This is a genomic window from Aminobacter anthyllidis, assembly GCF_018555685.1.
GTDB classification, from domain to species: domain Bacteria; phylum Pseudomonadota; class Alphaproteobacteria; order Rhizobiales; family Rhizobiaceae; genus Aminobacter; species Aminobacter anthyllidis.
In genome coordinates this window covers 819,944-840,506 of record NZ_JAFLWW010000003.1, presented here as the reverse complement: position 1 = coordinate 840,506, position 20,563 = coordinate 819,944, and the positions used below count along the sequence as shown (strand labels likewise).

The 20,563-nt window shown below is 63.8% G+C and carries 19 protein-coding genes and 1 pseudogene; 6 read left to right on the top strand and 14 right to left on the bottom strand.

The window, feature by feature from the left end; translation table 11 throughout:
• Positions 1–70 precede the first annotated feature (70 nt).
• Entirely contained in the window at positions 71–1,219 is a 1,149-nt protein-coding gene (locus J1C56_RS13705) for a coiled-coil domain-containing protein (protein ID WP_214390047.1), read from the top strand.
• Position 1,220: 1 nt separating this feature from the next.
• On the opposite strand, the gene J1C56_RS13700 is transcribed toward J1C56_RS13705, so the two are convergent.
• The 5 genes from J1C56_RS13700 to J1C56_RS13680 all read right to left on the bottom strand — a co-directional run bounded on the left by J1C56_RS13700 (position 1,221) and on the right by J1C56_RS13680 (position 4,819).
• On the bottom strand, positions 1,221–2,024 hold the full coding sequence (locus tag J1C56_RS13700; RefSeq protein WP_214390045.1) for a TrmH family RNA methyltransferase: 804 nt from the start codon (positions 2,022–2,024) through the stop codon (positions 1,221–1,223).
• 64 nt (positions 2,025–2,088) lie between these two features.
• Positions 2,089–2,385: an ArsR/SmtB family transcription factor gene (locus J1C56_RS13695; protein WP_214390043.1), complete on the bottom strand. Its 297-nt coding sequence runs from the start codon at positions 2,383–2,385 to the stop codon at positions 2,089–2,091.
• A 130-nt stretch (positions 2,386–2,515) separates the two neighbouring features.
• The gene (locus J1C56_RS13690) at positions 2,516–3,280 is read right to left on the bottom strand and encodes a HugZ family pyridoxamine 5'-phosphate oxidase (protein ID WP_214390299.1); all 765 of its coding nucleotides are present in this window, start codon (positions 3,278–3,280) and stop codon (positions 2,516–2,518) included.
• A gap of 146 nt (positions 3,281–3,426) precedes the next feature.
• Positions 3,427–4,188, bottom strand: a complete 762-nt coding sequence (locus J1C56_RS13685; protein WP_214390041.1) for a 3-hydroxyacyl-CoA dehydrogenase — start codon at positions 4,186–4,188, stop codon at positions 3,427–3,429.
• Between the two features lie 94 nt (positions 4,189–4,282).
• Positions 4,283–4,819: a GNAT family N-acetyltransferase gene (locus tag J1C56_RS13680; RefSeq protein ID WP_214390039.1), complete on the bottom strand. Its 537-nt coding sequence runs from the start codon at positions 4,817–4,819 to the stop codon at positions 4,283–4,285.
• Between the two features lie 272 nt (positions 4,820–5,091).
• On the opposite strand from J1C56_RS13680, the gene J1C56_RS13675 reads away from it, so the two are divergent.
• Positions 5,092–6,081 (top strand): glutathione S-transferase family protein, encoded by a 990-nt coding sequence (locus tag J1C56_RS13675; RefSeq protein ID WP_214390037.1) that lies wholly within the window; start codon positions 5,092–5,094, stop codon positions 6,079–6,081.
• Positions 6,082–6,318: 237 nt separating this feature from the next.
• Here J1C56_RS13675 and J1C56_RS13670 read toward each other — a convergent pair whose 3' ends face one another.
• On the bottom strand, positions 6,319–6,813 hold the full coding sequence (locus J1C56_RS13670; RefSeq protein WP_214390035.1) for an NUDIX domain-containing protein: 495 nt from the start codon (positions 6,811–6,813) through the stop codon (positions 6,319–6,321).
• 53 nt (positions 6,814–6,866) lie between these two features.
• Between J1C56_RS13670 and J1C56_RS13665 the strand changes: the two genes are divergently transcribed.
• A complete protein-coding gene (locus tag J1C56_RS13665; protein WP_214390034.1) occupies positions 6,867–7,802 on the top strand; it encodes a metallophosphoesterase family protein in 936 nt (311 codons plus the stop codon).
• Here J1C56_RS13665 and J1C56_RS13660 read toward each other — a convergent pair.
• The 6 genes and pseudogenes from J1C56_RS13660 to J1C56_RS13635 form a co-directional block, all read right to left on the bottom strand.
• Positions 7,792–8,394 (bottom strand): hypothetical protein, encoded by a 603-nt coding sequence (locus tag J1C56_RS13660; protein ID WP_214390032.1) that lies wholly within the window; start codon positions 8,392–8,394, stop codon positions 7,792–7,794. The genes J1C56_RS13665 and J1C56_RS13660 overlap by 11 nt on opposite strands.
• Positions 8,395–8,549: 155 nt before the next feature.
• Entirely contained in the window at positions 8,550–9,350 is an 801-nt protein-coding gene (locus J1C56_RS13655; protein ID WP_214390030.1) for an alpha/beta fold hydrolase, read from the bottom strand.
• A gap of 131 nt (positions 9,351–9,481) precedes the next feature.
• Positions 9,482–11,251: a tetratricopeptide repeat protein gene (locus J1C56_RS13650; RefSeq protein WP_214390028.1), complete on the bottom strand. Its 1,770-nt coding sequence runs from the start codon at positions 11,249–11,251 to the stop codon at positions 9,482–9,484.
• A gap of 136 nt (positions 11,252–11,387) precedes the next feature.
• Complete coding sequence (gene leuA / locus J1C56_RS13645) at positions 11,388–13,055, bottom strand: 2-isopropylmalate synthase (protein ID WP_214390297.1); 1,668 nt, start codon at positions 13,053–13,055, stop codon at positions 11,388–11,390.
• Positions 13,056–13,450: 395 nt separating this feature from the next.
• Complete coding sequence (locus tag J1C56_RS13640; RefSeq protein ID WP_214390026.1) at positions 13,451–13,753, bottom strand: DUF6958 family protein; 303 nt, start codon at positions 13,751–13,753, stop codon at positions 13,451–13,453.
• Between the two features lie 92 nt (positions 13,754–13,845).
• Positions 13,846–14,930 (bottom strand): annotated as a pseudogene (locus tag J1C56_RS13635) (AbrB family transcriptional regulator).
• Positions 14,931–15,143: 213 nt separating this feature from the next.
• Here J1C56_RS13635 and J1C56_RS13630 point away from each other — a divergent pair.
• The 3 genes from J1C56_RS13630 to J1C56_RS13620 all read left to right on the top strand — a co-directional run bounded on the left by J1C56_RS13630 (position 15,144) and on the right by J1C56_RS13620 (position 18,999).
• The gene (locus J1C56_RS13630) at positions 15,144–16,130 is read left to right on the top strand and encodes a Bug family tripartite tricarboxylate transporter substrate binding protein (RefSeq protein ID WP_214390024.1); all 987 of its coding nucleotides are present in this window, start codon (positions 15,144–15,146) and stop codon (positions 16,128–16,130) included.
• Positions 16,131–16,648: 518 nt separating this feature from the next.
• Positions 16,649–17,797 carry a multicopper oxidase domain-containing protein gene (locus J1C56_RS13625; protein WP_214390014.1) on the top strand — a complete coding sequence of 383 codons (1,149 nt, stop codon included), beginning with the start codon at positions 16,649–16,651 and terminating at the stop codon, positions 17,795–17,797.
• On the top strand, positions 17,794–18,999 hold the full coding sequence (locus J1C56_RS13620; protein WP_214390012.1) for a ZIP family metal transporter: 1,206 nt from the start codon (positions 17,794–17,796) through the stop codon (positions 18,997–18,999). The genes J1C56_RS13625 and J1C56_RS13620 overlap by 4 nt, the downstream gene beginning before the upstream one ends.
• Before the next feature lie 108 nt (positions 19,000–19,107).
• Here J1C56_RS13620 and J1C56_RS13615 read toward each other — a convergent pair whose 3' ends face one another.
• Complete coding sequence (locus J1C56_RS13615; protein WP_214390010.1) at positions 19,108–19,407, bottom strand: putative quinol monooxygenase; 300 nt, start codon at positions 19,405–19,407, stop codon at positions 19,108–19,110.
• 130 nt (positions 19,408–19,537) lie between these two features.
• Positions 19,538–20,494: a cation diffusion facilitator family transporter gene (locus J1C56_RS13610; protein ID WP_214390009.1), complete on the bottom strand. Its 957-nt coding sequence runs from the start codon at positions 20,492–20,494 to the stop codon at positions 19,538–19,540.
• Positions 20,495–20,563: the final 69 nt, after the last annotated feature.

Genomic DNA, 20,563 nt, shown 5'->3' with positions numbered 1-20,563 from the left:
TTGCAGCGGTGCTGGATTCCTGCCATGGGAACATGGCAAACTCGCGCCTGTCCGTAACGGGTAAAGTGCCTTGGTCCAGTCGATCCTGTTTTTCGTTCTTGGCTTCCTGACCGCTGGCTTTGTGGTGCTGTTGATTGCGCCGTCGGTCTGGCGGCGCGCCGTTTCGGTCACCCGCCAGCGGGTCGAAGCCAAGCTCCCGATGACGCTCGACGAAATCCGCGCCGACAAGGACAGTCTGCGCGCCGAGCACGCCATGGCGTTGCGCAAGGTCGAGGTGAAGCTCAAGGCATCGCAGGAAAAGCTTCTGACGCAAGCCGTCGAGCTCAGCCGCAGCCGTGAGGCGCAAAAGGCGATCGCCACCGATCATGCCACCAAGGATCGCACCGTCAGCGAGCTTGAAGCCGCGCGCGGCAGCCTGAACCAGGACATCTCCAAGCGCGACGAACAGATCAAGGCGCTTGCCGCCCAGCTCGTCGAGGCGGAAGGCATGCTGGAAAAGCGGGCGCAGGAGATCGAGGAAATCGGCAGGCTCTATGACGAGGCCAGCCTTTCCTCGAGCAACCGCCAGATCGAACTGGTGAGCCGCGAAAGCCAGATGGGCAAGCTGTCGGACGACATGTCGGCGCTGCGCAATCAGCACAAGAGCAGCGACCTTCGCCTCGCCGAACTCGAAGCCGACAACAAGGCAGTGCGCGAGGCGCTGAAGGCCGAGACCAAGCGCGCCGGCGAGCTCGACAGGAAATTGCAGCAGATGGTGTCTTCATTGAGCGATCGCGACGACAAGCTGGAGCGGCGCGAGGCCGAGCTCGGCCGGTTGCGTGAAAGCGAACTTGCCCGCGTGCGCGACCAACTGAAGGGTCCGCAAGGCGTGCCCGAGGCTGCGACGGTCAACGGTACGGCCCAGGCGATGGAACGGGAGCGCCTGGAAGGGCGGCTGACCACGCTAACGCGCGAGAACAAGCGGCTGAAGGGTGAACTGTCGAAGGCAGGACGCGGCAAGTCGTCGCCCGGCGAGGATTCCCAGCTGCGCGAGCAGATGCACGAACTGGCAGCCGAGGTCGTGGCACTCACGGCGCGGCTCGAAGGCGCCGACTCGCCGATCGCCAAGGCGCTTGCCGGTTCTGGCGATGCCCGCATGCCGGTCAGCGGCGATACGCCCGCGGTGATCAGCCTTGCCGACCGGGTCCGGGCGCTCCAGAAGCCGGTGCCCGCCGAGTAGGTTAATCAGACGCTTCGGTGAAGTGGTGCAGCGCGATCGCCGAGGCGGCCGCGACGTTCAGGCTGTCGAAACCAGGCGCCATCCTGATCCTTGCCGTCGTCAGCCTTTTCAGCAGGGGCTCGGGCAGTCCTTCGCCTTCGGTGCCGAGATAGAGCGCCAGCCGCTTGGGGCGGCGGATGTCTCTGATATCGGCCTTGCCCGCCGGCGATAGCGCCAACTGTTCAAAGCCGTGGCGGGTGAGCGCGTCGGCAAGCTCGCCGGCGGTTCCGCCAACTGCGAAAGGCACCTTGAGGGCTGCGCCGACCGACACCCTGATTGCCTTGCGGTAGAGTGGATCGCAGCAAGTCTGGTCGAGCAGCACCGCATCGGCGCCAAAGGCTGCCGCGTTGCGGAAGATCGAGCCGATATTGTCGTGGTTGGAGATGCCGACCGGCACCGCCACCAGCGCGCGTTCGGGCAGGGCGGCGAGCACCTCGTCGACCGAAGCCGCCATGCCCTTGCGGCCGATGGCCAGGATGCCGCGATGCATGTGAAAGCCTGATATGGCATCCATCACTGTGCCCGAGGCGATATAGACCGGCATGGTGTCAGGCGCGAGGCCGAGCGTCTCGACCATGCCCGCGAGGCGGTTTTCGAGCACCAGCACCGATTCCGCTTCAAAGCGGCCAGCGCAAAACAACACGTTGAGAACGACCTTGCCCTCGGCGACGAAGCGCCCTTCGCGGCCGACAAGATCGCGCTCGCGGATGTCGAGATAGGGCGCGACGCGTGGGTCGGCCGGGTCGTCGATGCGGATGATGTTCATGGTTGCTTCATAGCGGAGGGCAGTCCGCTATGGGAGCCTGGAAAAGGCTTTGTCCGCTTGAAGATCAGGCGTTCTCGAAGATGCCTTCCAGCGTGCCGAGCAGCTTGCGCACGGCTTCGGACTTGCAGGTGTAGTAGATCATCTGCCGGTCGCGACGTGTTTCGACCAGTTCTTCGTTGCGCAGGCGCGCCAGGTGCTGCGACAGCGCCGACTGGCTCAGCGACACCTTTTCGGCGATCGCGCCCACCGACATTTCGGTGTCGAGAAGGTGGCTCATGATCATCAGCCGCTTTTCGTTGCCCATAAGAGTGAGCAAGGAAGCAGCGGCCTCCGCGTTGGCCGTCAGTTTTTTCGGTTTCATGGGTACCCCGTGTATCCGTCATGTTCTCCGGCGCCATGGGGGCAACAACGCCGAATTACCAAACCAGATCGTCAGTGGAATCAGTAGCGGATCTGGCTAATATATGACAAATCAGCTTTCATTCAAAAAATCAAGACTTTGCTGCGCGGCCTTCTTTTGCCATTTCGACAAGGCTCCGTCTGAGATCAGCGGCTTCGACAAGCATATTCGGGAAAAGCACCCGTCCGGTCTCGTCGCCGGCAGCCAGATCCATGCCTTCCGGATCGAAGCCGCTGAGCACCCAGCCCTTGTCGTCAAGACGGCCGAAATGACTGGCGTAGATGGCCGTCGCCTCGGTGTGATCCGAATTCATGTGGTCGAGCGCGGACTGCTCCGCAGCGGCGATCGCGTCCACCGCAGGACCTGCAAGCAGCAGGTCGTCGCGGCGCAGCAGATAGGCCTTGCCGAAGCCGCCATTGAGGTTGGCGCGCTCCAACTCCAGCCGGAAGACGGTAAAGTCGGTGAGGCCGATATAAAGCTTGGCCTTGGGGTTGCGGTTGACATAGCGGCGCTCGGCGCGGGCGTATTCCGGCGTACCGCGTTCGAGCTTTCGCGCCCGGCAGAACAGCGTGATGCGCGGATGGGCGAGGGGATCGCCCTTGCCGACCTCCCCGACCAGAAGCGAACAGACGGGGTTGGCGACGATGCCCTTGGTGTGGGCGGAAAGCTCGGAGATCAGGATCAGCGGCGTGCCGTCGACGTCGGTCGCCGTGCCGACCCGGCTGGCGAGTGGCGAGCCGGTTTCCGGCTCGATGACGGCCAGCGCGCCATGTCGGGCCTTGCGCATCAGCGAACGCGCGAGCGCTGTCGCTTCCGCGGTGGTCTCCAAAAAGACGTCCTTCTTGCGCTCTTCCACTGCTTCACCATTAAATATGACCAATTCAATCTACTTATCCAATGCAGCCGGGCTTTGGCAAGGGTGTCGTTTCGCCACAAGCACAACAGCCCCGGAAGCTTGCGCTGCCGGGGCTGCAGGATAACCGATCTTGGGATGGCTGACGCCTATTTCGGCGCCATGCGGATGGCGCCGTCGAGGCGAATGGTCTCGCCGTTGATCATCTGGTTCTCGATGATGTGCAGGGCGAGCGCGCCATATTCCGACGGTTCGCCGAGACGCGACGGGAACGGCACCGCAGCACCGAGCGAATCCTGCACCTCCTGCGGCATCGCCGCCATCATCGGGGTCTTGAAGATGCCCGGCGCGATTGTCGCGACACGGATGCCCGAGCGCGACAGGTCGCGGGCGATCGGCAGGGTCATGCCGACGACGCCGCCCTTGGAGGCGGAGTAGGCCGCCTGGCCGATCTGGCCATCATAGGCGGCAACCGAAGCGGTGTTGATGATGACGCCGCGCTCGCCACCGGCCAGCGGCTCGAGCTTGGCTGCGCCATCGGCAAACAGCCGGATCATGTTGAAGGAGCCGATCAGGTTGACCTCGATCACCTGGCGGAACACGCTGAGCGGATGCGGGCCGTCCTTGCCGACAGTCTTCACGCCGACGGCGATGCCGGCGCAATTGACGAGGATGCGGGCCGTGCCGAGCTTGGCTTGGACGTCCGCGAAGGCTGCGACTGCGCTCTCTTCGTTGCTGACGTCGCAGCGCACGGCTATGCCGCCAATGTCGGCTGCAACCTTTTCGGCGCGCTCAAGGCTGAGATCGAAGATTGCAACCTTGGTGCCCTTGGCTGCGAGCGCGCGTGCGGTGGCTTCGCCAAGGCCGGAGCCGGCGCCGGTGACCACTGCGATCTGCCCATTTGGATTCATGTCAGCCTAGTCCTGTGTTGCTGTGAACGAATGGTCTAGCGCATCGGTCCGAAAACCGGAATCGGTTTTCGGCGAGCGCCGGCGCGCGCTGGTGTCAGGCCGGTTCCGGCGTGCGCTGCGGCGTCTTCGCCAGATCGGCGTGGCAGACTTCACCGGCAAGCAACGCCACGGCACCTGGCACGATCTCATGGGCGAGCAGGCGGTTGAGATCGACCGGCCGAGGCATTTCGATCTGCCCACGCGGGATGCGGGCAAAGCCGAGCGGCCCGTAATAGGGCTCGTCGCCGACCAGGATCACGGCGGGTTCGGTTGCCTTGGCGGCTGCGGCAAGCGCCATGGCGACCAGCTTGCGGCCGATGCCCATGTTCTTGAAGTCGGGGCGCACGGCGAGCGGGCCCAGCATCTGTGCCCGGCCGGCGCCGGCGGCGATCGGCGTCATCCTGACCGAGGCGATGACCTGGCCGCCATGCAAGGCAACGAAGGACAGCGAGCGGTCGTGCGGGCCACCTTCGCGGATCTTGTAGGCCGCGCGCGTGAAACGTCCCGGGCCAAAGGCCTCAGCGTTGATTTCATCGATTTCGAGGTCGTGCGCCGGCGCTTCCGGCATGTAGGTGACGTCGGTGAGGGTCATGTTCTTTGCAGTCCGGTATCGTGTGATGAGGTGCCGCGGGGCATGCCGCAGCAGTCGCAAGTTAGCGCTTCAAGCGCGTGCGCTCATTCGTCGTCGGTCGATCCGGATCTGTGCAAAGGTCTGCGACATAGAATGCCCGCTACCATCATTTTTCACGTCCGTCCATCGTGCATTTGGCCGATGTGCGCCCGGCGTTGACAATCCGTTCAGCGAGTTGCCCTTCGGTTGGTATCCCTGAGGTCCTACATCGTGGCAAACGAAAGGATTTCATCATGGGATTGCTGGTCGAAGGCAAATGGCAGGACCGCTGGTACGACACCAAGTCGACAGGCGGCAAATTCGTGCGCTCGCATGCGCAGTGGCGCGATTTCGTCACAGTCGACGGCAAGCCGGCGGCGGGCCGCACGCGCGGCTTCAAGGCCGAGCCGGGCCGGTATCACCTCTACGTGTCGCTCGCCTGTCCCTGGGCGCACCGCACGCTTATCTTCCGTGCGCTGAAGAAGCTTGAAGACATCATCTCGGTTTCCGTCGTGCACCACTACATGGCCGAGAATGGCTGGACCTTCCGCACCGACGATGGCGCCACCGGCGACACGCTCTACGGCCTCGACTTCCTGCACCAGATCTACACCCAGGCCGATCCGACCTATTCGGGTCGCGTCACCGTGCCGGTACTGTGGGACAAGAAGGAAAAGACGATCGTTTCCAATGAGTCGTCCGAGATCATCCGCATGCTGAACTCGGCCTTCGACGAATGGGGCGACGCGTCGGTCGACTTCTATCCCGAAGCGCTGCGCGGCGAGATCGACGCGGTCAACGACCTGGTCTATCCGTCGATCAACAACGGCGTTTATCGCGCCGGTTTCGCCACCTCGCAGGCCGCCTATGAAGAAGCCTTCAACGAGCTGTTCGCAGCACTCGATACGCTGGAAGACAGGCTGTCGCACCAACGCTACCTCGTCGGCAACAGGCTGACCGAGGCCGACTGGAGACTGTTCACGACGCTGGTGCGCTTCGACCCGGTCTATGTCGGCCACTTCAAGACCAATCTGCGCCGGATCGCCGATTACCCGAACCTGTCGAACTATCTGCGCGAGCTCTACCAGGTGCCAGGTGTCGCCGAGACGGTGAACATGCTGCACATCAAGGCGCACTATTACGGCAGCCACACCGGCATCAACCCGACCGGCATCGTGCCGGTGGGGCCGGAGATGGCTCTCGATGCCCCGCACAACCGGGGAAAGCTGTTGAAGGCTGCTTGAGGCTGCATTGGATCAGTGCGTCCTTCGAGGCTCGCTTCGCTCGCACCTCAGGATGAGGACCGTCGTGCTAGCCGTACCTCAGGATGAGGGAGGTTAGCGCCTCGTCGCTTGTTCTGAGTTTGTGCGGTCACAAGCCTTAAGGCGCATACGTTCGAGAAAAAGGGAGCCAGCGCAACGGCCCTCATCCTGAGGTGCGAGCGAAGCGAGCCTCGAAGGACGCACTGAAACTTGTGCCTCTCACCAATACGGTGAAGCTTCCTTGCCCTCGAACACTTCGGCGATCCGCCGCCGCGTCGCTGGCGTCGTGTTCTCCGGCAGCGCGTTGAGCGGGAAGAACCCTGCCTCGGCGATTTCATGGTCAGGCAATTTCGGCTGGTCCTGCCTGAATGCTTCGATCAGATAGAAGCCGACATGATCGCGCTTCGTCGCCTGCTTGTTGAGGTGGATGGATTTCAGCACTGGTGCGGCCAGAACTGTGATGTTGCCTTCCTCCTCCAGTTCGCGTGCCAGCGACTCGACAAACGTCTCGCCGGTCTCGACGCCCCCGCCAGGCAACTGCCAGCCGGGCACGTAGGTGTGGCGGATCAGGAAGATGGAGTTTGTCTTGGCGTCATGGACGAGGCCGCGCACGCCGAGCGTCATCGGCCGCCGCAGCAGGAAATAAAGGTGGAACAGGCTTCCGCGCAGCCGCGCCCAGGGTTTTTGGCGAAGCGGATTGGGGGCATTGCTCATCGGGCATGCCGCGATGGGTGGAAAGCGGCTGATACGTGACCTAAAAGGAAACAATGTTCAGGCTTGCGCATATTTCCGACGTCCATCTTGGTCCGCTTCCGGATGTAACCTATCGCGACCTCGCCTCCAAGCGCATGGTTGGCTACGTCAACTGGCAGCGCAACCGTCGCCGCCACCACCATGACGGCATCGTCGATGCGATCGTGGCTGATCTCAAGGCGCAGGCGCCCGATCATCTTGCGGTCACCGGCGACCTCGTCAACCTGGCGCTAGACGGCGAGATCGCGCTGGCGCGGCTGTGGCTCGAAACGCTCGGGGCACCAGGCGATGTCTCGGTCGTGCCGGGCAATCACGATGCCTACGTGCCCGGTGCCTTCGACAAGGCCTGCCACGTATGGGCGCCGTGGATGCAGGGCGACGATGCGCATGGCGCGATCAGTTCGACGAGCTTTCCCTATCTGCGCGTGCGCGGCAACGTTGCGCTGATCGGCGTGTCGACGGCGCGCGCGACGGCTCCCTTCATGGCCAGCGGATTTTTCCGCGAAGGCCAGGCCGAACGGCTGGCCAGGATTCTTGAGGAAACGGGCAAGAGCGGCCTCTTCCGCGTCATCATGATCCATCATCCGCCGGTGCGCGGTGCTGTCGGTCAGCACAAGCGCCTGTTCGGCATCGGCAAGTTCCAGAAGCTGGTCAGGCGGCATGGCGCCGAACTGGTGCTGCATGGCCATTCGCATCTGCCGACGCTGCACTGGATCGACGGGCGCAGCGGCGTGGTGCCGGTGGTGGGCGTTGCCGCCGCCGGCCAGGCGCCGGGAGGCCACAAGCCGGCGGCGCAGTTCAATCTGCTCGACATCTCCGGCGAGCCGGGAAGCTGGAACGTCAAGCTCACCCGTCGCGGCCTGTCGGGACTGGCGATGCCCTCAGCGGAGATCGGTACGTTCGATCTGAGCGCAGCGGCGCCACGCTCGGCGGCACTGGTCAGGGAATGACGCCGGTGGCTGCGAGACGCAGCCAGTAAAGCACCGCCATGACGCCGATGCCGATGGCCGCACCGGCGACCAGCAGGCCAAAACCGGCCATGATGCCCGGCAGGACAGGTCTATGCCGCAGCGGCGGCTCGGCGTCCGCTACAGGTTCCCTGGCAAAGCCCGCCAGCGCGGGTTCCACGCCGCCTTCCATCATCTGCTGGCGTTCGACGATGCGCTCGGCGATATAGCGCGTCACCTGGTCGGCGATGCGCCTGGCGTCGGTGGATTCGGCCAGCACGACGCGGCCGATGCGGGTGTCGCGGACGAAGCGGTAGGTGCGGCGGTCGCGGCCAAGGCCGACATGGCTCACCGCGTCGATCCACAGCCGCGGCTGCAGGCCCGAAGAGATCGCGAAGTCGAAATTGTCGATGTCCTTGGGCACGTCGGCGAAAACAGGCTCGAGTTCGGCGGCAAGCAGCTCGAGCCTCATGCGGTGCGCATCGCGCAAGTCGACGACCACGTCGGTGCGGTCGGCATTGGCGTTCTTGACGTCGCGGATGGCGTCCGCCAGCGGGTGCGCCGGTTTCAGTGCTGTCACCCTGTCGTCGCTCATCACCTGTTGCCCCGGACCATGCTTAAGCAATCGTTAACATAGCCACGATCACGGCGGAATTGTAACGTGCGTGAACTCATTTTCGCTGGCTGGCGAAGCGCTGAAAACGGTTTGTCCCGCAGGCGCTTACAAGCCGTTGCGTATCACTTGATTCATCAGGCGTCGCAGGCGGCAAGTGCCGGTCGGTTGCGCTTGCGCCGGCGAGTCATGCGGCTGACGATGTCGGCCACGAGCGCCGGCGTCTCTTCCGGCAGCATGTGGCCGATCTCCAGCACGTGGTGGACGAGGAAGCCCGACGGCAGGGCGTCGGAATGGCTGTACGGCAGCACGGCATCGTCCGTGCCCCACACCACCATTACCGGCATGGTCAGCGTCGCCAGGCTTTCGCGCGGGATGACGCCTTGCTTGTCGTCGGCGGTCATCGCCGCGGCAAAGGCGATCAGCTTTTCCGTCTGGCCGGGGCGGCTGCGCATCTCGGCGAGGTCGTGAACCACTGCCTCGGGCACAGTGCTGTCGGGGCTCGACATTTCGCCAAGGCAGGCGCGGATTTCCTCGGCACAGTCGGCAGCCGCATAGCGCCTGAGCAGCGGGCCATTGATCTCGGGGCCGTAACCGCCCGGCGCCAGCAGCGTCAGCGAGGCGACACGTTCGGGATCGAACAGCGCGGCCAGTGTGGCTACCGCCCCACCCATCGAATGGCCGACGAAATGGGCGCGACCAATGCCGCGCGCTGCAAGATCGGCCAGCACGGCTGTTGCCGCCACCTTGGCCGAGCCGGCCTTTGGGTAGTCGAGCGAAAGACCATGCCCCGGCAGATCATAGGCGATCGTGGTGAATGCCCCATCCAGATGATCGACGACGTCTTCCCAGACACCGCCAAATCCCCCGAAGCCGTGCAGCAGGACCACTACATTCTTGCCGCTTCCCCGCAGGGCGGCATGGATAGGGTAATTCATTTTTGCTCAAATGGCCGGACAGAAATTCACGAAAAGTTGTAAATTCAAAGTCGTAAAATGTAAAACAACGTATGAGCCCCAAGGGCGCAAATTTAGTTATGCAAAAAACACGCCTGAAAAGCCAGTGAGATTCAGGTCTGATGCCCGAGTCCAGCGGCGCGCAGCGCCTTGGTCAGCGACTTCGTCAATTCCGCCGGGTATTTTCCCTTGGCAAAAGTGGCTGCCGGGTCGTTGGCGAAAGCCGGATAGCGTGTCGCAATCTCCTTGGACAGCTCAGAGGCCAGCTTGGTATCGCCGACGAAGTTTGCGGCGATCAGGCGCGCGGCCACATAGTGCGGCTTCTTGTTGGTCGCAAGCGCACTGGCGGCACGGGCCGCGGCATAGCGGTTGCCGAGCATGAATTCGCCCAGGAACAAGCCGTAGTCCCACCAGCCAGGGTGCGCGCTGGCGCTCTCGACGGCACGCTTCATGATCGGCACGCCATCGCTGTAGCTGCCGCCGAGAATGAGCGCGTAGCCGTAGGATGCCGCCATGGTCAGGTCGTAGGTGTTGAGCTCGTAGGCCTTGCGTATCCACCTTATGGCCTCGGTGCGATCGCCGGCACGCGACTGCAGATAGCCGAATGCGCGATGGGCGTACGGGCTGGTCGAACCCATCTGCACGGCGCTATGCGCCAACGCATAAGCACCTTCGGTCGTTGCGTTGGCCGGGTAGGGATAGTTGTCAGTGACAGCTTCCAGCTGCAGCGAGGCCAGTTCGGCGTAGACCACGGGCGACTTGGCGCTGCGCTTGGAGAGACCCTCCATGCATTGATAGGCGGCGAGGTGCTTGGTGGCGTTCTGATCCATGTAATAGTCGCCGCTGAGCAGCAGGCAGGCGGTCAGTCCGCGTTGCAGTCCGTTCTGCTCGATGAAGCTGTAGATCATGCCCGAGGCCGGGATGGCCGAAGAGACGATGTCGGCGATGCGATCATCGATGACATCGGGGCTGATCTCATGTGGCGACAGAACGCGAGATAGAAGAATCCGGCCGCTGGTCATGTGCTGAAGCTCGACCAGCACCGAGCCAGCACTCGGGCCGGCATTGACGGTGAAGTCGAAGTCGGTGGCATCGGCGCGCCTGACGGCATCCGTCCGGTCGCGGGCAATGAGATCGATGGTGTCGAAACCCGAAAGCGCCGTCCGCAACACCGTCGCCACGCGTGCCGTCTGTCCGCCCTCGGAGCTCGAATGAATGTGCACCGCGGGCAACTGGTCGACGGTGTCGTTGATGCTCGCTGCGGAACCGCGAGAGCTGCCGAGGCCGGCAACTTCGAAGCCGATCGGGCCGCCGATGTTGCGGAAGACCAGGATGCCGAGCATGACGATGACCAGCGCCATCGCCGCCCAGAAGTATCGAAGCTGTCGTTTGACGCTGGTGCCGGAGTAAGCCGGATCGGCTTGAACCTCCTCAGCATGATGCGGCTCGTTTTCGGAAAGGCTGGTTTCGGCCCGCGCCATTACCGCCACTGAACCGTTTTGCTGAGCATCCGCGGGGCGAGGGGCTGCCGGCGGAAGCTCGCCCATCACCTCGTAGGTCGGCACGTAGCTGCCGCGCGGGATGCCGATGCGGATGGGGTCGTTGCTGCCTTCGGCGGCATAATAGTGCGCCAGAAGTTCGCGCAGGCGTCCGGCCTGGACGCGGACAACGGCATCGGTCGCCGAATCGAACTCGGCGTCCTTGCCGAAAACGTCGACGGCGATGGCAAAACCCTTCAGCCGCTCGGCCTCACCGGCGAGTTCGCGTTCGACAATATAGCGCAGCAGCTTGCGTGCCCGGTCGGACCGGCCAAAGGTCTCGCTGGCAACAAGCCGCTCAAGCGCTTCGCGCACTGCGGGGGCAGCAGGCGTGGAGGCAACCAAGTGTCGACCCTTTTCCAACCGGTGCGAACGGCCTGATCATAGTCGGCTGGCGTCAGTGTACAAGCGCGCTCAGCAACGATGCACAAATGCCCCACCCGTTATCCACGGGCGAGGCATCTGCAGACTGGAGTTAACCTTATCCCGCCACGATTCGGTTGGCTGCGGAAACCACAGCCTCAAGTGAAGCGGCGACGATATTGGTGTTGATGCCAGCGCCGAAGAGGCGGCCGGCGGGATGTTCGACTTCCATGTAGCAGATCGCCGAGGCGTTCGAGCCGCGCTGGATCGAATGCTCGGAATAGTCGAGCACCGACAGATCGATGCCGATGTGGCGGGAGAGTGCATCGACGAAGCCGTCGATCGGGCCGTTGCCGGTGCCCTTGATGACGATCTCCTTGCCGTTGTCGAGGATGGTCGCCTCGACAACCCGGCGGCCCTTTACCTCGGTGTCGGGGAAGGTCTGGTGATCGACGAACTTGAGGCGTGCGCCGGGCTGGTCGACGTAGCGTTCGAGGAAGCGCTCATGGATGCGCTTGGGCGACACTTCCTTGCCTTCGCTGTCGGTGATCTGCTGGATGTCCTGGCTGAATTCGACCTGCAGCGAACGCGGCAGGTTGAGGCCGTAGTCGGCCTGCAGCACATAGGCGATGCCGCCCTTGCCCGACTGCGAGTTGATGCGGATGATCGCCTCGTAGCTGCGGCCGACGTCCTGCGGGTCGATTGGCAGGTAAGGCACTTCCCACAACGGCTTGTTGGCGACCTTGATCGCCTTCATGCCCTTGTTGATGGCGTCCTGGTGCGAGCCGGAGAAGGCGGTGTAGACCAGCTCGCCGACGTAGGGGTGGCGCTCGGGAATGACCATCTGGTTCGAATATTCGTAGACTTGCTTGATCCGCTCGATGTCCGAGCAGTCGAGCATGGGATCAACACCTTGGGTGAACATGTTGAGCGCCAGCGTCACCACGTCGACGTTGCCGGTACGCTCGCCATTGCCGAACAGCGTGCCTTCGACACGGTCGGCGCCGGCCATCAGGCCGAGCTCGGTGGCAGCGATGCCGGTGCCGCGATCGTTGTGCGGGTGCAGCGAGATGATCAGGTTCTCGCGATTGTCGAGGTTGCGGCACATCCACTCGATCTGGTCGGCATAGATGTTCGGCGTCGCCATCTCGACTGTCGAGGGCAGGTTGATGATCAGCTTGTTGTCGGCCGTCGGCTTGATGATCTCGGTGACCGCGTTGCAGATCTCCAGGGCGACTTCGAGTTCGGTGCCGGTAAAGCTTTCAGGCGAATACTGGAAACGGTAACCGCCGCCGGCCTTGGCCGCCATGTCGGTGATCATCTTGGCGGCGTCTGTGGCGATCTGCTTGATGCCGGCGACGTCCTTGGCGAACACCACGCGGCGCTGCAACTCGCTGGTCGAGTTGTAGAAATGCACGATCGGCTTGTGCGCGCCCTGCAGCGCCTCGAAGGTGCGGGTGATCAATTCCGGGCGGCACTGGACGAGAACCTGCAGCGACACGTCATCGGCGACATTGCCCTCTTCGATGCACCAGCGGGCAAAATCGAAGTCGGTCTGCGACGCCGAGGGAAAGCCGATCTCGATTTCCTTGAAACCCATGTCGAGCAGGAGCTGGAACATGCGCGCCTTGCGGTCGTGGCCCATCGGGTCGACGAGCGACTGGTTGCCGTCGCGCAAGTCGACCGAACACCAGATCGGGGCCTTGTCGATGGCCCTGGACGGCCAGGTGCGGTCGGGCAGGTCGATCTTGTGGTAGGCTTGGTACTTGACTGCGGCGGACGGCATGCCGGCGCTTCGGCCGGACGCGGGAGTGGTCTTGCTCATTGTCGGTCTCGTTCTCTTGGCCGCCATGCACGACTAAGCGCGCATGCTTCAGCGGTCTTAAATCAGAATTTCGGATCTGTTGTGAAGAGCAAAGGAGCATATGCCTCGGCGGCAATTCGACCGCCGGACGCTCCCTTAACGAGCCCGGCGATCGCCGATAAGGCCGAGAAGAAGGAGAGCCGAGGAAAGGGCGCGCAGCGTCTCGCCCGCAAAAGCGGCCGGACGGGAGATTTCGTTGATCTTGCGCGACGACATGGGGCTCTCTTACAGGAGGCGCATTGGCCGCGCAAGAGCAGCGCACCCGAGGTGGGTGCGCTGCACCTGAGTTCGGGCTTTCTGTCGCAGCAGCGCCCGGTTTACGCCTTGTGCAGCCGCAGCGGGCTGACCTTCTCGCGCGCGATGATGCCCTTGGCCTCGAGGTCGAGCTGCACGGCTTTGGTCCACCATCCGGCCTTGGCACCGCCGGGATAGAGATGTTCGGGCAGATGGCCGCGTACGCCGTCCTGCATCTGGGCGACGGTCAGTCCCGGCGATTTCGCGGGCAGGACCGTCAGGATCGCATGCTTCATCGCCTGGTACATGGCGGCATCGGCAGGCTTGGCCTGGCCCGGGTGGTTGACGTTTTCGAGTTCGATCTTCGTGGACGTGTGAGGCGCCATTTCCGCTCTCCTTTCGTTTTCTGACGATCAAAGGACGAAAGCAGGATGCGCGATCCTACAGGGGTAAGGATTTTTGTTGGATGCCGGACGCCTCAATCCTTGATCGTGCGCGCCACCAGCCTCGCCAGCGCCGGGCCAAACAGCAGCACGATCAGGAAACGCAGCATTTGCAGCGTCAGCACGAAGGATAGGTCGACGTCCTTGGAGGCGGCGGCGATGATGGCGATCGAATCCATGCCGCCGGGGCTGGTCGCCAGGTAGGCGGTCAGCGGATCGACGCCGAGGATGACGTGCAGGCCAAAAGCCAGGGCTCCGCAAAAGGCCATCAGTGCCGCGATCGAGCCCACGACCTGGGGCAAGGCACGTGCTGCATGGCGCAGGATGGGCCGGGTGAAGTTGAGCCCGATCGACCAGCCGATCAGCGTGTAGCCGATGGCCAGCAGCCATTCCGGCAGCTGCAGCTCGATGCCGAAACCGAGGTGGACGGCGGCGCCGAAGAGCATCGCGCCGACGAAGTAGGGCGAGGGGATGCGCAGCATATAGCCGAGCGTACCGCCGACGACGGCGACGCCGACCATCGCGCCAAATGCCGGCCAGACGATCGATGGAAACCATTCGATGCCTGGCGCTTCGACGCCCGACGTGTCGACCCAGAGCCGGGCGATGACCGCGGCGGCGATCGAAACCATGATGACGCGCAGATACTGCATGAAGGCGACGAGCCGCGCGTCGGCACCGAAAGCGTCCGCCATCAGCACCATGGCGGTCGCGGCTCCCGGTGCCGAGCCCCACACGGCGGTCGTGCCGGGCAATACCTTCAGCCGGGAGATGAACCAGCCGAGGAAGCTGCTGGCAACCACGGTCGCGATCGCCGCGCTCAGGAACAGCGGCCATTCGGAGGCGAAGGTGACAAAGATATACCAGTCGAAATCGAACTCGCGACGAGGCAGCCGATCAACGCCTGCGCCGAGACGAAAAGCGGCTTGGGCACCCGTACCGTGGCACCGTTGCTGCCGAGCGCGATGGCGACCAACATCGGGCCGACCAGCAGGGCGGCGGGCAGGTGCACCAGCTCGAGCGCCCCGGCGAGCAGAACCGAACAGGCCAGCAGCAAGAGCCATTGCAGCCAGGGCTTGGTATCGGTGAGCGGGGCGGCAGGCTGCGGGTCAGGCTTCATGCCGTCGTCTTAGACCTATTCGGGCGGATGTGTCAGCCCGCGCTTCCGGGCAAACTGCGTACCAGCCTGTTGACCAATGCTGTTGTCTACAAATGCTGGCTCCAAGGCGGTCTCCCCCCAACGTCGCATTGACAGCGTATGTAAAGTTCATACGCTCGCCGCTCCACGCGACCGGCAACGAGGTGCCGTCGCAAAATTGGGAGGTGCGTACTGATGATGAAATTCACCCGCCGCATGACATTGGCTCTCGGGCTTTCGGCCGCTTCGCTGCTGGCGCTGGCGCCGCAGGCTGTGGCGCAGCAATTTCCCGACCGGACGGTGACGCTGGTGGTGCCGTTTGCCGCCGGCGGCTCGACCGACGTCGTCGCCCGCATCATCGCGCAGAAGATGTCGGACGATCTTGGCCAGCAGGTCGTCGTCGAAAATGTCGCCGGTGCGGGCGGCAACATCGGCGCTGACCGCGTCGCGCGCGCCGAGCCGGACGGCTACACCATACTGATGGGCACGGTTGCCACGCACGCGCTCAACCCGCTGATCCTCAAGACCAAGCCCTATGATCCTGAGAAGGATTTCACGCCGGTCTCGCTGCTGGTCATCGTGCCCAACGTGCTCGTCGTCAATCCGCAGCTGCCGGTCAAGAACGTGCAGGAACTGATCGCCCTGCTGAAGGCCGAGCCCGACAAATATGCTTATGCCTCGTCGGGCAATGGCACGCCGCTGCATCTCTCGGGCGAGTTGTTCAAGGCGATGGCCGGCGTCAACATCCAGCACATTCCCTACAAGGGCGCCGGACCCGCGCTGAACGACGTGGTCGGCAACCAGGTGCCGATCATGTTCGACAACCTGCCGTCCTCGTCGTCGCACATCAAGGGCGGCACGTTGCGGGCGCTTGGCGTTACGACGGCCGAACGGGCGCCGTCCTTCCCCGATGTTCCGACCATCGCTGAGTCGGGCGTGCCGGGCTACGAGACCTACACCTGGAATGCGCTGTTTGCGCCCGCCGGCACGCCGAAGGAGGCCGTCGACCGCCTCAACGCCTCGGCCAACAAGGCGATGAAGGACGCCTCCGTCATCGAAAAGATGAACGGCTTCAGCGCCAAGATCGTCGGCTCGACGCCGGATGAACTCGCAACCCACGTCAAGGCCGAGCTCGCCAAATGGGGCCCGGTGGTCAAGGACGCCAACATCCAGATCGACTGACCCGGCTGACTTGTGCGGGTGGTGTGCCGTTTCCGCGATGCGCCGCCCGCATGCCCTGCAGGTGCTATCGCACCATCCTCGAGGGGACTGGCTGAAAAGCCAGTCCCCTCTCAATTTGAGCCGCAGGGCAGGCGAGCGGCCACGTCTGCGTGTGGCGTCTTTGTGATCGATCACCACTGTCGCACTGAAGCGGACGCGGATCTGAATAGGTAATTCGGTCAGCGGCTTGCGCGGAAAGCCTGTGATCCTGATTCACTATCGAACAATCGCGTGGCGGCACGCAATCAGGCCCGTGCCGTACCCTTTGATTTCCACGCTCGTCTGATTCTTCAACCCGGCAGGCCTTCAAGGCTCTGGTCCTGCTCGTCCGTGCGCCTGGAGCCCGTCGCGCGTCTGATTGCGGGATTGTTGAGCCACCACGCCAGTTTGGGCCCCTTGGCTGCCACTGAGATTCAGCTTGTGCACGGCAACTTGCCGGCGCATGATGCAAATCATTCGCATTTGCAAAATGATCCGGGATGGTTGAAGTGCCGACAATGTTTGGGGAGCGGCTCAGCCGCAGGCTGGTGCTGGCGGGTGGCATCTGCACCGCAGGGGCCACGGCGGTGGGCGTCAATGCGGCGGTGGGGCAGGCGTCGCATGGCGGCCATGATGCCGGTGCCGCGAAGCCGGCAGCCGACGCATATCCTGCACCGCCGCCGTCAGGCCACGGCGGCGCGCATGGCGCGATGGTCACCGTTGGCGAGGTCGACAATGCCCGAAACGGCTTCGATCCGGCCAAGATGCTCACCGACTGGGACGTCGGCGTAACGTCGGTCCTGCCGGACGGACGCACGCTGCGAACCTTCGAGGTCGTCGCCGAAGACAAGGAAATCGAGATCGCCCCGGGAGTCATGTTCCCGGCCTGGACCTACAATGGCCGCGTTCCCGGCCCGGCGCTGCGCGCCACCGAAGGCGAGCGCTTGCGCATCGTTTTCAAGAACTATGGCTCGCACCCGCATTCCATGCATTTCCACGGCATCCATGCCGCGCGCATGGACGGCGTGCCCGGCGCCGGCCTCGTCGATCCCGGCGAGGAGTTCGTCTACGAATTCGATGCCAAGCCCTTCGGCTGCCATCTCTATCATTGCCACGCGCTGCCGCTGAAGCGGCATATCCACAAGGGCATGTACGGCGCCTTCGTCATCGACCCCGATCCCGGCCGTCACCCCGAGCACCTCGATGTCGCCCGCTCGCGCCTGCTCGGCACGCCGGAGAATGCGCAGTGGCAGGAATTCGTCATGGTGATGAACGCCTTCGACACCAATTTTGACGGCGAAAACGAGTTCTATGCGGTCAACACGGTGGCGCACACCTACATGAATTCGCCGATCAGGATCGCCAAGAACCGGCCGGTGCGGATCTACCTGATCAACGTCGTCGAGTTCGACCCGATCAACTCGTTTCACCTGCACGCCAATTTCTTCGACTATTTCGACCAGGGCACGACGCTGACACCGACATTGAAGACGGTCGACCTGATCACCCAGTGCCAGGCCCAGCGCGGCATCATCGAGTTCAGCTTCGCCGAGCATGAGGCCGGCCTCTACATGTTCCACCCGCACCAGTCGGAGTTCACCGAATTGGGCTGGGTCGGCATGTTCGACGTCGTGGAGGACGTGGCATGAGGGACGTGTCCGTTTCCGAGACCGAAGCCGAGTTGCCCGGCACGACGGCGCCGCGCCGCGCGCTCTGGTGGGTCGTCCTGCCGCTGCTCGCCTTCGCCGCGGCAATCGCGGTCCTGATGTCAGCCAACCCGCTGGCGCGCTTCAACAACGGCGCGCCGCCGGTCGAGGATATCGCCTTCGAGCGCGTCATTCTTGCCGGCGACGGCATTCGCGCTTTGGTTCGCGCCGGCGGCTCAGAGCCGATGACAATCGCCCAGGTCCAGGTCGACGATGCCTACTGGCAGTTCACGCAGGAGCCGCCGGGGCCGCTGGCGCGCGGCACCTCGGCCTGGATCCAGGTGCCTTTTCCATGGGTGCTTGGCGAAGCACACGCGATCAAGCTGGTGACCAATACCGGCGCCACTTTCGCCCATGACATCCCGGTCGCGGTGGCAACGCCGGTCGCCGACGGCTCCAGCCTGCTGTCGCAGGCGATCCTCGGCATCTTTGTCGGCATCGTGCCGGTGGCGATCGGGCTGATGTTCTACCCCGCGCTGCGTGGTGTCGGCCGCTCGGGCATGACATTCCTCCTGGCGTTGACCGTCGGCCTGCTTGGCTTCCTGATGGTCGACGCCATCGGCGAAGCCCTCGAGTTGGCCGCCGAATCCGCCGCGATCTTCCAGGGCAACGCGATGGTGGTGCTGGCCGCGGCCGCGAGCTTCCTGATCCTGGTGGGCGTCAGTCGCCGCAACGGTGCGCCGAAGGGTCTTGCGCTCGCCACCTACATCGCGATCGGCATCGGCCTGCACAATTTCGGCGAGGGGCTGGCGATCGGCGCCGCCTTCGCTGCGGGCGCCGCCGGGCTCGGCAGCTTCCTGGTGCTCGGCTTCACCTTGCACAATGTCACCGAAGGCATCGGCATCGCCGCGCCTATCCTGCGCGAGCGGGTGAAGCTGTCGACCTTTGCCTGGCTGACCTTGCTGGCCGGTGGGCCGGCGGTGCTGGGACTGTGGATCGGCAGCCTGGCGTTCGCGCCGCAATGGTCCGCACTGGCCCTCGCCATCGGTGTAGGTGCGATCCTTCAAGTCATCGTCGAGGTCACCGCCCTGATACGTCGTGGCGAGGGTCCGGAGGGCGGGGGGCTGTTCAGCCCGGCGGCCATGGCCGGTCTCGCCACCGGCGCCGGCTTCATGTACCTCACCGCGATGCTGGTGAAGATCTAGGGCATGATCCCGAAAAGCGAGAATCGGTTTCCGGAAAGGATCATGCTCCAGCAAGAGGAGAGCCCCATTCCGATTCAATCGGAATGGAATAGGCTCTAGCGCAGGCGTTCAGCCGGCCGGCAGCCCAAAGCCGCCGACCGGCTCGATCTCGGTGCTGGAATCGAAGCCGGCGATGATCGGCATCGCCTGCTTGATTGCAGCCTGGACCTCGGGCAGTTGCAGCGACGCCTTGTGGCTTTCTCTGTTGTCCCACACCTCGGTGATCCAGATCGCGTCGGCGTCGACCGGGTCCCTGGCGATGACATAACTCAGGCACCCCGGCATGGCGCTGGAGCTGCCAAGAAGGATATCAAGCAGTTCGTCGCGCTTGCCGGCTTGCGCGCGCATCTTGCCTATCAGCCCATACATGTCAGACCTCGCATCTCCTCGTCCGCTGGCTGGATAGAGCTTGCGCCGGTGGCCGATGTCCAGAGGCCGAGCTCGGTTTCGGCATCAATGCCGACATCATGCTGACAAACAGGGAGAGCTGAACGCCTGATCAGGCGAAGGGCACGGCAACCGTGCCCTTGGGCAGCTTGGCTTCGTCATCGGGCTCGACATGGATGATGACGCGCACGGAGGGAATTTCCTCCCTCAGCGCATCCTCGATGCGGTCGCAGATGACATGGCTTTCGCCGACGCTCATGTCGGCGTCGACCACGAGATGGAACTCGATGAAGGTGGCGCGGCCGGCGATGCGGGTCTTGAGGTCGTGAACCTCGATCGCGCCCTTGGAGTTGGCCGAGATGATGTCGCGGATGCGCATATGCTCGTCCAGCTCGACGGCGCGGTCCATCAGTCCGTTCATCGACGAGCTGATGACGTGCCAGCCCTGCCACAGGATGTTGAGCGCCACGATCACCGCCAGCACCGGGTCGAGGATCGACCAGCCGGTGACGATGGCACCGACGAGGCCGGCCAGCACGCCGACGGAGGTCACCACGTCGGTCATGATGTGATGGCCATCGGCGACCATGGCGGGCGAACGTTCGGCCCGGCCGACACGGATCAGCATGCCCGCCCAGAATGCGTTGATGACGGCGGCAAAGCCGTTGATGCCGAGGCCGAGCCAAGGCTCTTCGGTGTTCATCGGCACGCCCCAGCTGCGCCAGACCTCGAACAGGATCAGCAGGGCGGCGACGATGATCAGCACGCCTTCGAGCACGGCCGAGAAATATTCAGCCTTGTGGTGGCCGTACTGGTGGTCATGGTCGGCCGGCTTGTGGCTGACCTTGATCGCCCAGAAGGCAGCCATCGCGGCGACGACGTTGACGATCGATTCCAGCGCGTCCGAATAGAGCGCCACCGAACCGGTCAGCCACCAGGCGACAAACTTCAGGCCCATCACCGCAGCGCCGATGATGATCGACCAGAAGGCGAGCTTGGCCACGCGCCGCTTGGCCGAGGACGGCTGACTGCGCGCGGCAGTCGATGTCTGGGTTTCGGTCTGGGCCATCGTCTCGCTTTGGTGATTGGGCCCGCGCCGCGGCTGGGTGGCCGCGGAGTGGGTATGTTTCAAATGTCG

Coding starts and splice junctions, on each gene's coding strand:
- J1C56_RS13670 (WP_214390035.1), bottom strand. CDS start 6,813: ATGAGCAATGCCCCCAATCCGCTTCGCCAAAAACCCTGGGCGCGGCTG.
- J1C56_RS13630 (WP_214390024.1), top strand. CDS start 15,144: ATGATGAAATTCACCCGCCGCATGACATTGGCTCTCGGGCTTTCGGCC.
- J1C56_RS13615 (WP_214390010.1), bottom strand. CDS start 19,407: ATGTATGGGCTGATAGGCAAGATGCGCGCGCAAGCCGGCAAGCGCGAC.
- J1C56_RS13695 (WP_214390043.1), bottom strand. CDS start 2,385: ATGAAACCGAAAAAACTGACGGCCAACGCGGAGGCCGCTGCTTCCTTG.
- J1C56_RS13620 (WP_214390012.1), top strand. CDS start 17,794: ATGAGGGACGTGTCCGTTTCCGAGACCGAAGCCGAGTTGCCCGGCACG.
- J1C56_RS13610 (WP_214390009.1), bottom strand. CDS start 20,494: ATGGCCCAGACCGAAACCCAGACATCGACTGCCGCGCGCAGTCAGCCG.
- J1C56_RS13625 (WP_214390014.1), top strand. CDS start 16,649: ATGGTTGAAGTGCCGACAATGTTTGGGGAGCGGCTCAGCCGCAGGCTG.
- J1C56_RS13665 (WP_214390034.1), top strand. CDS start 6,867: ATGTTCAGGCTTGCGCATATTTCCGACGTCCATCTTGGTCCGCTTCCG.
- J1C56_RS13660 (WP_214390032.1), bottom strand. CDS start 8,394: ATGAGCGACGACAGGGTGACAGCACTGAAACCGGCGCACCCGCTGGCG.
- leuA (WP_214390297.1), bottom strand. CDS start 13,055: ATGCCGTCCGCCGCAGTCAAGTACCAAGCCTACCACAAGATCGACCTG.
- J1C56_RS13675 (WP_214390037.1), top strand. CDS start 5,092: ATGGGATTGCTGGTCGAAGGCAAATGGCAGGACCGCTGGTACGACACC.
- J1C56_RS13700 (WP_214390045.1), bottom strand. CDS start 2,024: ATGAACATCATCCGCATCGACGACCCGGCCGACCCACGCGTCGCGCCC.
- J1C56_RS13680 (WP_214390039.1), bottom strand. CDS start 4,819: ATGACCCTCACCGACGTCACCTACATGCCGGAAGCGCCGGCGCACGAC.
- J1C56_RS13685 (WP_214390041.1), bottom strand. CDS start 4,188: ATGAATCCAAATGGGCAGATCGCAGTGGTCACCGGCGCCGGCTCCGGC.
- J1C56_RS13640 (WP_214390026.1), bottom strand. CDS start 13,753: ATGGCGCCTCACACGTCCACGAAGATCGAACTCGAAAACGTCAACCAC.
- J1C56_RS13655 (WP_214390030.1), bottom strand. CDS start 9,350: ATGAATTACCCTATCCATGCCGCCCTGCGGGGAAGCGGCAAGAATGTA.